Origin of the sequence: Streptomyces alkaliphilus, assembly GCF_014141535.1 — a bacterium.
GTDB classification, from domain to species: domain Bacteria; phylum Actinomycetota; class Actinomycetes; order Streptomycetales; family Streptomycetaceae; genus Streptomyces; species Streptomyces alkaliphilus.
Genome location: NZ_VKHT01000074.1, coordinates 1 through 10,492 on the forward strand (window position 1 = coordinate 1; position 10,492 = coordinate 10,492).

Consider the following 10,492-nt stretch of genomic DNA (forward strand, 5'->3'; position numbering starts at 1 on the left):
GGCACCCCCTTCGGGGGCGCCCGCCCGTCGTGTCACGCGATGGTGTGGTGCGGTGGGGGACCGGGCGAGCGGAGGACCGGCGTCCGTCCCGTCACCCCGTCACCCCGGGCTCACTCCACGACCTCCAGCACGACGACGCTGCCGGTACCGGCGGCGGTGCCGCGCTCGTTGACCAGCGAGACGGTGCCGAACAGCTCACGGCCGGCCGGGGCGGGGGCGTCGGCGACCACGGAGGCCTCCACGGCGGTGGTGCCACCCGCGGGCAGTTCCACCGTCACGTCCTCCGCCACGGTCACGGAGCCCAGGCCGTCGCTGTAGTAGACGTCCCGGTAGTCGTACTCCGTGGTCCCGGCGGGCACGGACCAGCCGTGCACCTCGATCACGTAGGTCCCCGGCCGCGGGGCGACGAGCCGCACCAGTTCCTCGGAGTCGCCGGTGGTGCCGCTGCCCACCAGGGTGCCGTCCCGGTAGACGTACAGGTCCAGGTCGGCGGAGGCGTCGCTCGGCGAACCGATCACCGCTTCGAAGAGGGAGACGCCCTCCCCGATCTCCACGGTGTTGACGATCGCGTACTCGTCGTTACCGATGGTGGGACGCTCGCTGCGGGCGGAACCGAGCGGGCCGCCCTCCAGCGAGCCGGTGATGCCGGCGAACTCGTTGGTGACCTCCCAGGAGACCTCGACGGGCTCACCGACGCCCGCCTGCTCGACGGTCCGCACCGCCGGGTCGAAGACCGCGCCCAGGGCGTTGACCTCGAGGGTGTACGGGTTGTCGAGCATCGGGGAGGTGCGGCGGGCGTCCACGGTCAGCTCCCAGACACCCGGCATCGGGTTGTCGTAGGCGCGGACGTCGGGACGGCAGGTGTTGCGGGGGTCGTCCAGGTTGTTGTAGCAGGAGAACACCGCGGTGTTGTCGACCGGCAGGCCCCACGGGCTGACGGCCAGCCAGCGGCTCTGGCTGCCATCCAGCAGGCCGCTCATGGCGACCTCCATGGTGCTGGTGCCCTCGGGGACGCGGACGAAGTGGTGCAGCGGCTCGTTGCGCTGGACCTTCCCGGAGGTGGTGAAGGAGAAGTCGGGGGAGTTCAGCTCCTCCGGCACGATCACCGTGGCCAGGGTCTGGTGGACGACGCCACCGGTGCGGGTGTCGCTCAGGGCGAGGACGGCGCTGTGCGCGCCGGTGGACCTCGGCTTGACCTCGACCCGAACGGTCACCGGCTTGTTCAGGGGCAGCCTCACCGCGGCGCCGCCGCGCACCTTGAACGCCTTGGTGGCGTCGTTGGAGACCCGCAGGTGGTGGGTCAGGGTGCGGTCCGGGCCGGTGGTCCGGGTCAGGGTGATGTCGTAGACCTTGGTCTTCCCCTTGGCCGGACCGGTGTCACGGTCGTAGATGCCGGTGCCGGTGTGCGGCTCGGCCAGGTACTCCGAGAGCGCGTGGCTGACCGGCGCGGAGACGGTGTACTCGTACGGGGTGGTGGCCCGGGCGAGGTACTTCCAGGCACCGACGGTGTCCATCAGGCCGGAGCCCTGCTCGTACGCCTGGATGCCCTTGATCGGCTTCGCGGAGGAGGCCAGGGCGTGCCGCAGGTCGGCGGGGGAGACGTCGAAACCGCGCTGCTTCGCCGCCGACAGCAGCAGCGCCGAGGCGCCGGCCACCTGCGGGGAGGACATCGAGGTGCCGTTCAGCATGCCGTAGCCGGGCGGCAGGTCGTAGCCGGCGTCGGGCACCCCGGAGCCGGGCATCCAGGTGAGGGTGGTGTTGATGGAGGCACCGGGGCCGACGATGTCGGGCTTGAAGCCGCCGTCGGCACGCGGGCCGCGCGAGGAGAACGGGAAGAGGTTGTACGGCGTCTTCACGATCGAGCCGTAGTTGGCCGCCCAGGTCTCCTTGGAGACACCGGCGCCCACCGAGACGACCTTGTCGGCCAGGGACGGGTCACCGATGGTGTTCATGCCGGGACCGCTGTTGCCGGCGGAGATGACCAGCTGGACGCCGTGGGTGTCGATCAGCTCGGTGTAGAGCCGGGCCCGGGCGTTGTTGCCGTCGTTGAGCGCCGGCAGTCCGCCGATGGACATGTTGACGATGTCCACGCCCCGGTTGACCACCAGGTCGATCATGCCCTCGGTCAGGGCGGTGGCGGTGCAGCCGCCGCCCCAGTTGCAGGCCCGGGAGGAGACGATCTTCGCGCCGGGGGCGGCGCCGGTCATCTTCCCGCCGAACAGGCCGTTGGCGGCGGTGATGCCGGCGACGTGGGTGCCGTGCCGGTCGCTCGGCACGCCGATGTTGACGAAGTCCCGGGTCTGTCCGATCCACTCGCCCCCGTAGGGGTCCATGGGAACGTCCTCGCGGATCTCGACGACGAAGGCGATCGCCTCGGCGATGGCGGTGTCGGGGTTGTCCTCGCCGAAGAACCCGATGTCGAAGTTCTCCTGGTAGGGACGCATCGGGGTGTCGTTGGTGAAGTCGCCGTCGTTGTCCAGGTCGACGGTGACGGTTCCGGCCTCCGGGTCGTACAGCAGGGCCCAGACGCCGTCGGTGCTGCCGTCCCGGTTCAGGTCCCCGCCCATCTCGCCGCCGATGGTGGCGGACTCGCGGAAGAGGCTGATGTAGTAGTCGCCCTCGGGGGCGGTGTACTCGCGGCCGGAGTAGGTGAAGGTCCCGCCGGAGACCTCGGTGACCATCGGACGCCAGGTCTGGTCGTTGTCGATGATCGGGTCGGTGGCGGTCACCACGTCGACGATCTTGCGCTCGCCGGTCGTGGTCTCCTGCAGTGCCGGGTGGACCACGTCGATGCCGGTGTCCAGGACACCGATGGTGATGCCGCGACCGTCGGCCGTCCGGTTCTTCTTGATGAAGTCGACGGTGCCGATCTCGTGGGAGGGCTGGTAGGGGTTGACGTTCGGGGTCGAGGCGTCGGGACCCGGATACGTGGTGCCCCCGCCCTTTCCGGGGCCGCCCTTTCCGCCCTTGCCGCCGCCCTCGGGCTCGGGGTCGGGGAGGCGGATTTCCTCGTTGAGGTCGATCGCGTGGACGGAGGAATTCTTGACCGCGCGGTCCACCAGGGAATCGGCCCGATCGGTCGGGACGGTGGCCCTGACGTACCCCACGGAGTCGTCGGTGAACCCGACGGAGGCACCGCTGATCGTCTCCAGGTCGCGCGTGACCTCCTCGGTGTTGCCCGGCTCGGCCGCGATGAGCAGCGTGACCCGGGGCTCCCCGCTGAGCTTGGCCTCCTCGAGCTTCGCCGCGTCGGCGGTGCTGAACTTCTCCTCCAGCGGCTTCGCCGGCACCGGGTCGGGGGTCTCCTCGACGGCCAGTGCGGGAGTGACGCCGGTGGCCGCGAGCGCAACCACGACACCGGCGGTCAGGGCGACCCGGGTGAGTCTCCCGACCGCCGGTGGGGCAGCGGATATGAACGATGGGGTGCTCGTCATGACCATCCTTGTTCGGTATCCGGGACAGGATGGTCGGTAATCATACGTAAATGATCTTCACTTGTGTGTGCTCGTGGAGAAGTTGACGAATAGCTGCCAGGCAAATGGTGTGGACTACCCGAAAAAAGCGGATCAAACACCACTCTTGGGAGTGGCGGAAATCGGCCGGCCGGTCGATCAGCGCGGCAATACCGTCACATACCGCCCGGGCGGCCGGTCGAGCGCGTCGGTCAACGCGGTCCGGATGACCACCGCCTGAAGGTCCGGCGCCTCCCGCAACCCCCGTGGCGTCAGGTGCACCACCGTCACCCCGGACCGTTCCAGGGCTTCCCGTCGTCGCGTGTAACCGGCCGTCTCCTCCGCCTCGGTGAGGGGTGAACACCTCGGAGTGTGTGACGTCTCGGGGAGGAGGGCGGTTCCCGTCGAGCACTCCCGGGTGTCCAGGACGAGGGCCACGCCCTCCCCGGGCCAGTGGGCGTCCACCGCGGCCGGGGCCTCACCGGCCGCTCGCAGCTCCACGTTCCACAGCGGCTCGGCGATCGGGGCGTCCCCCGCGGCGGCCGAGGGGTCCTCCCGGGGCGGGGCGCCCACCACGGCCCGCACCACCTCCCGCAACGAGTCCTGCGCGAACGCCCGGGCGGCCGCGCAGGACTCCTCCAGGGCCCGGGCCGGGCCGCGCCGCCGGTCCCGGGGGAACCGCTCCACCTCCCGGGCCAGCTCGCGCGCCGTGCAGTGACCCCCGATCAGGGCCGCCGTCATCAGGGCCCGTACCGCCGCCGGGTCCCCGTCCGCCCCGCCCGGCCCCGGTGCCACGGCGTCCGCGACCGCCCGGGCCACGGGCACCACCGGCAGGCCGTCGATCCACACCGGCCGGGGGAGGTGCCGGGTGCGCAGGAGCAGCACGCCGGCGGGCGCGCGCAGCCGTCGGGTGTGCGACACCACCAGGGTGATCGGCGGGGGAGGGGCGGATCGGGGGTCGTGCTCCGCGTGGCCGGCGAGCGGCTCGGGGTCGTGCAGTTCCAGCGCGGTGAGCCCGCCGAACAGCACCTCCCCCGGTCGGCCGCCGGCCCACCGCAGCGCCGCCCTCAGCCGTTCGGGGTGGTCGATCGGTCCGGAGTGCGGCACATGGACGCCGGGGAAGGGCATCTGCCACGGTCCGCCGGGCCGGCAGCGCCGGGCGGCCTCCGCGCGTCCGATGCCCCGGGCCCGCAGATCGGCGACGGTCAGTGGCTCCGTCCCCCGGGGCCGTCCGGTCGCGGTGGGCGGGCGCGCGGCGGGCGACCGTCGGGTCACCGGGAGCGGCGGACGCCCCGCCTGGTGGGGGACGCGCGGGTCGCCGTCGAACCGGGGGTGCGGGAGGGTCCCGTCGTGGTGCATGGCGCTCATGCCGCCGGGATGCCCGCTCCCGCACCCCCGTCGAACCTCCCGGGGCTCCCCGATGCGTTCCTCCCGGGGCTCCACGGTGGGGGAACGCGCGTGCGGGAGTCGCAGGGCTTTCCACTCTTGCTGGTCACGGGGAGTGTGAGCTTGGGCCCGAGGTCGCTCCGCTCCGCGAGCAACCCCGGGCCCGTAGGGGGTGTGAAGGAGTGTCACCGGGGCGTGAACCCGCCCCGGGGGCGCTCATCCCGCCGTGCGCGCCTCACACTCGCGGGCCCGCAGCGCCCGCGCCAGGTCGTCCCGTGACTCCAACACCAGTCGTCGCAGGGCCGGCGCCGCGTCGGGGTGCTCCCGCAGCCACCCGTCCGTGGCCTCCAGGGTGGCCCGGTCCCCCTGCGCCGCCGGGAACAGCCCCCGCACCACCGCCATGCCGATCTCGATCGAACGTTCCGCCCAGATCCGCTCCAGCGCGGCGAAGTACGGTCCGGTGTAGGGCGCGAGCAGATCGACGCGGTCCCCGCGGCCGAAGCCGTCGATGGTCGCCTCGATCAGGGCGTTCGACAGCCGGTCGGACTCCATCACGTCCGCCCACGCCCGGGCCTTGACCTCCGGCGTCGGCCGGGCCGCCAGGCAACGCACGTGGTGCCTGCGCCCGGAGGCGGTGTCGTCCCGCTCCAGCTCCCGGTTCAGCCGCTCCTCGTCCACCCGCCCCCGGGACGCCAGGGACAGCAGCAGCGTCCAGCGCAGTTCCTGGTCCACCGACAGGCCGTCGATCCGGGCGGCCCCGTCCAGCAGCCGCTCCAGCAGCACCAGGTGCTGCTCGTCCACCGCCGTCTCCGACAGGAAGCGCGCCCAGGCCAACTGGTGGTCGCTGCCGGGCGGGGCCAGCCGCAGCTCCCGCAGCGCCGCCTCGGCGATCGCCGACTCCCGGGCCGGACGGTCATCCGGCGCGGTGAAGCGGGTCAGCGCCGTCCCGGCCCACGCCAGCACCATCTGCAACACGCCGATCTCGGTCTCCGCCCCGGCCGCCCGGCGCACCAGATCCAGGAAGTCCCCGGCGGGCATCAGCCCGTCCCGGGTCAGGTTCCACAGGGCGGACCAGCACAGCGCCCGCGCCAGCGGATCGGCGATGGAACCCAGGTGCTCGCGGAGCGTGGCCAACGAGGCATCGTCGAAGCGGGACTTGCAGTACGTCAGGTCGTCGTCGTTGACCAGCACCAGATCCGGTCGCTCGGCCCCCACCAGTTCCGGCACCACCGTGCGCGCCCCCGTCACGTCGGTGAGGGTCTGCGCGTACCGGCTCAGCGTCCCGGTCGCCGGGTCCCGCCGGTACAGCCCGATCGCCACCCGGTGCGGGCGCAGCACCGCCGCCGGCGCCCCACCGGGCGCCCCCGGGTCGTCCATCGAGCCGGCCGGCAACCGGGGCGGCTCCGGCGCCTCCTGAACCACCGCCAGCTCGGTCACCCGTCCCGCCGCGTCACAGGTCAACTGCGGCGTCAGGACGTTCACCCCGGCCGTCTGCAACCACGCCTTCGCCCATTCGCCCATGTTCCGGCCGGAGGTCTCCTCCAGCACCGCCAGCAGGTCCTCCAGGGTGGTGTTGCCCCAGGCATGGCGTCGGAAGTAGCGGCGCGCGCCCTCCATGAAGGCGTCCTCGCCCACGTAGGCGACCAACTGCTTGAGCACCGAGGCGCCCTTGGCGTAGGTGATGCCGTCGAAGTTGAGCTTGGCGTCCTGCAGGTCGCGGATGTCGGCGGTGACGGGGTGGGTGGAGGGCAACTGGTCCGCCCGGTAGGCCCACGCCTTGCGCCGGTTGGCGAAGGTGATCCACCCCTCGGTGAAGCGGGTCGCCTTCACCAGCGAGAAGGCGCCCATGAAGTCGGCGAACGACTCCTTGAGCCACAGGTCGTCCCACCACTCCATGGTGACCAGGTCGCCGAACCACATGTGCGCCATCTCGTGGAGCAGGGTGTTGGCGCGACCCTGGTAGGCGGCCCGGGTGGTGCGGCCCCGGAAGACGTACTCCTCCCGGAAGGTCACCAACCCCGGGTTCTCCATCGCCCCGATGTTGTACTCCGGCACGAACGCCTGGTCGTACTTGCCGAAGGGGTAGGGGAAGTCGAAGTGCTCGTGGAAGAAGTCCAGCCCCCGCTTGGTGAGGTCGAAGATCTCCGGGGCGTCGAAGTGCCGGGCCAGGCCCTTGCGGCACAGGGCGGCCAGGGGGATCTCCAGGGTGGAACCGTCCGGCAGCCGACGGCTGTACCGGTCGCGCTCCACGTGGTACGGACCGGCGACCACGGCGGTGATGTAGGTGGAGATCGGCGGGGTGGGGGCGAAGACCCGGGTGGAGGCGGCGCCGTTGTCGCAGGGGCGCGGCTCACCCACCTCCTCGGCGTTGGCCAGCACCGTCCAGTGCGCGGGAGCGGTCACCCGCATCTCGAAGGGTGCCTTGAGGTCGGGCTGTTCGAAGCAGGCCATCACCCGCCGCGCGTCGGCGGGCTCGTACTGGGTGTAGAGGTAGGTCTCGCCGTCCTCCGGATCCACGAAGTGGTGCAGGCCCTCACCGGTGCGGCTGTAGGCGCACCGGGCGTCCACCACCAGTTCGTTGACCGCCGACAGGGCGGGCAGGGCGATCCGGGCCCCGTCGAAGATCCGGTCCACCGGCAGGGAGTCGCCGTTCAGGGTGACCGACAAAACCTCCGGCGCGATCAGGTCGATGAAGGAGGAGGCGCCCGGCTCCGAGCAGCGGAACCGGACGGTGGTGGTGGAGCGGAAGGTCCGCGGTCCGGAGGCCGGGGCCGGCGCCGTCGCCGACCGCAGGTCGAGTGACACCGTGTAGCCGTCGACATCGATCAGCCCGGCCCGCTCGCGGGCCTCCTCACGGGTCAGGTTCTCTCCGGGCACGGGCCCACTCCTCTTCGGTCTTCTCGGCTGGTGGCTCGCCGGGTGGGGGATGAGGGCCGGCGAACGTCCGGCCAGCATCCCACGGGCCGTGGAAACCCCGCAGGGGGGAATCGGGTCCACGGTGCTCCCGGCTCGATGGGGTAGAAACCCCCCTCAGGGCATATCACGGCACGGCCCGGGGCGAGGAGCGACGCATGGATCCGGTGACGGGATGGGAGACCGAGGCATCCCTCGGGGGCACGAGCGGGGTCGGTCCCGGGGAGGGTGAGCCGGTGACGGCGGACTTCTGGTTCGACCCCGCCTGTCCCTGGGCATGGGTGACCTCGCGTTGGATGAAGCAGGTCGAGACCGTGCGCCCGGTGCGGGTGCGCTGGAACGTCATGAGCCTGGCCGTCCTCAACGAGGACCGGCTCGAGGAACTGTCGGAGGATTACCGCCGGAGCCTGCGGGAGGCCCCGGGCCCGGTGCGGGTGTGCGTCGCGGTCGCCGCCGACCACGGCCCGGAGGCGCTGGACCGGCTCTACACCGAGTTGGGGAACCGACGCCACGGTGAGGGCCGGAAGCTGGACCGGGACACCGTCCGGGAGGCGTTGAAGGCGGCCGGGCTCCCGGTCGAACTCGCCGACGAGGCGGACTCCACCGACCGCGACGAGGAGGTGCGCGCCTCACACGACCGGGGCATCGGGCTGGTCGGACAGGACGTGGGCACCCCGGTGATCGCGGTACCCGGCCCGGAGGGCGAACCCGTGGCCTTCTTCGGCCCGGTGGTCACCCCGATGCCCCGGGGCGAGGCGGCGGGGCGGCTGTGGGACGGTGTGCTCCTGGTGGCCGGCACCCCCGGCTTCTACGAACTCAAGCGGTCCCGGACCGAACGGCCCCGGATCGACTGAACCGCGCCCGGGGGGCCGAGCGGTCCACGACGGGACGGGGGCCCGCGCGTCACGACCGCGCGGGCCCCCGTCCGTCTCCACCTGCCCGGTGAGCGGTGAGAAGACGATCACACGAGCAAGGGGTTCGGGTGGGCCGGTAACCGCACCGGCCCGGGGCGGCGCCTCAGGGGGCGAGCAGCAGGGTGCCGGCGCGCTCGCGGGCGGCGGTGTACCGGGCCGCCACGTCCTGCCAGTTCACCACCCGCCACATCGCCTCGACGAAGTCCACCTTCTGGTTGCGGTACTGCAGGTAGAAGGCGTGCTCCCAGGCGTCGAAGACCAGGATCGGCACCGAGCCCTGGCCGACGTTGCCCTGGTGGTCGTAGACCTGCTCCACGATCAGCCGACCGCTCACCGGCTCGTACGCCAGCACGCCCCAGCCCGACCCCTGGGTGGTGGCGGCGGCCTTGGAGAGCTGCGCCTTGAAACGGGCGAAGGAGCCGAAGGACTCGGCGATGGCGTCGGCCAGCTCACCGGTGCCGTCCTTCTCCAGCGGCTCGCCGCCGCCGTCTCCGGACATGTTGCGCCAGTAGATGGAGTGCAGGATGTGCCCGGACAGGTGGAAGGCCAGGTTCTTCTCCAGGCCGTTGATCCCCGCCCACTGCTCCTTGTCGCGGGCCTCCTCCAGCTGCTCCAGGGTGTCGTTCGCCCCCTTCACGTACGCCGCGTGGTGCTTGTCGTGGTGCAGCTCGATGATCTCCCCGGTGATCACCGGCTCCAGCGCGGCGTAGTCGTACGGGAGCTCGGGGAGTGAGTAGACGGCCATGTCCGGTGCCCTTCGACGGCGTGGGTGCCCTGGTCGACCCGCGCGGGCCCTGCGCGGTCCTCTTTTTGCGACTGACTTGCAAAAGCAGGCTAGCAGCAACTCTTCGTCCGGGCAGCGGCATCCCGGGGTGCCGCGCCTCCACCGGGTCGGCGACGACACCGGGACCGACGGGATCCGGGGGGTCCGACAAGGGAGACGGCGCGGTTTTGTCGCCAAACTCACGCCGGCCCGGGGCCACTCCTCGGTTAGCGTCGGGGAGGCCGTGACCGGGGCCGACAGGTCACCGGGTCCGGCCGTGCCCGCACGTCCATCCCCTCCCGTGGAGACCCCATGAGCACCGCCGCCGCCCACCTCAGGCCGGGCGCCGTCCTCGCCGACGTGCTGCCCGCCGGTACCGTCGCCCGCGCCCGGGTTCGCGACATCGCCCTCGTCACCGGGGGTGCCGCGCTGACCGGTGTCGCCGCCCAGTTCGCCCTGCCGGTGCCGGGCTCGCCGGTCCCGGTCAGCGGCCAGACCTTCGCCGTCCTGCTGGTGGGCGTCTCGCTCGGCCCGCTGCGCGCCTTCGCCTCCCTGCTGCTCTACGCGCTGGTCGGCATGGCGGGCATGCCCTGGTTCGCGGAGGGGGCCTCCGGTTGGGGCATGCCCACCTTCGGCTACATCCTCGGCTTCGCCCTGGCCGCCGCCGCCGTCGGAGCCCTGGCCCGGCGCGGCGGTGACCGCACCGTGTGGCGCACCGCCGGGACCATGGCCGTGGGCACCGTGATCATCTACGCCCTGGGCGTCCCCTACCTCGCCCTGGCCACCGGCATGGGGATCGGGCAGGCCATGGCGGTCGGCATGGTGCCCTTCCTGATCGGTGACGCGATCAAGGCCGCGCTGGCCATGGGGGCACTGCCCCTGGTGTGGCGCCTGGTCGGCCGGCGCGCGGACTGACCTCCCCGCCGGCCCGGTGTGCCCGACCCGACCGTCTCCGGTCGGGTCGGGCACACCGGCACATCTTTTCGAACGCTCCCCGTGGCGCTCCTCCGAAGGGGTGAATGTCGGTCACGCCCCGGGAGCCCCCGGGCCCGTTGCTCCGACGC

Annotated in this window: 6 protein-coding genes; 2 read left to right on the forward strand and 4 right to left on the reverse strand. The window is 72.2% G+C overall.

Features of this window, described 5'->3' with window-relative positions:
- Positions 1-110: 110 nt before the first annotated feature.
- From FNQ90_RS04565 to pepN, 3 genes are all read right to left on the reverse strand, one after another.
- Entirely contained in the window at positions 111-3,434 is a 3,324-nt protein-coding gene (locus FNQ90_RS04565) for a S8 family serine peptidase (protein WP_182605082.1), read from the reverse strand.
- 177 nt (positions 3,435-3,611) lie between these two features.
- Positions 3,612-4,820 carry a hypothetical protein gene (locus tag FNQ90_RS04570; RefSeq protein ID WP_182605083.1) on the reverse strand — a complete coding sequence of 403 codons (1,209 nt, stop codon included), beginning with the start codon at positions 4,818-4,820 and terminating at the stop codon, positions 3,612-3,614.
- Positions 4,821-5,054: 234 nt separating this feature from the next.
- Entirely contained in the window at positions 5,055-7,715 is a 2,661-nt protein-coding gene (gene pepN / locus FNQ90_RS04575; protein ID WP_182605084.1) for an aminopeptidase N, read from the reverse strand.
- Positions 7,716-7,909: 194 nt separating this feature from the next.
- Between pepN and FNQ90_RS04580 the strand changes: the two genes are divergently transcribed.
- Complete coding sequence (locus tag FNQ90_RS04580; RefSeq protein WP_182605085.1) at positions 7,910-8,605, forward strand: mycothiol-dependent nitroreductase Rv2466c family protein; 696 nt, start codon at positions 7,910-7,912, stop codon at positions 8,603-8,605.
- Between the two features lie 163 nt (positions 8,606-8,768).
- Here FNQ90_RS04580 and FNQ90_RS04585 read toward each other — a convergent pair whose 3' ends face one another.
- Positions 8,769-9,410: a superoxide dismutase gene (locus FNQ90_RS04585; RefSeq protein ID WP_143620600.1), complete on the reverse strand. Its 642-nt coding sequence runs from the start codon at positions 9,408-9,410 to the stop codon at positions 8,769-8,771.
- Between the two features lie 330 nt (positions 9,411-9,740).
- Between FNQ90_RS04585 and FNQ90_RS04590 the strand changes: the two genes are divergently transcribed.
- Positions 9,741-10,343, forward strand: coding sequence for a biotin transporter BioY (locus tag FNQ90_RS04590; protein WP_182605086.1), 603 nt, complete (start codon positions 9,741-9,743; stop codon positions 10,341-10,343).
- The last annotated feature ends 149 nt before the right edge of the window (positions 10,344-10,492 follow it).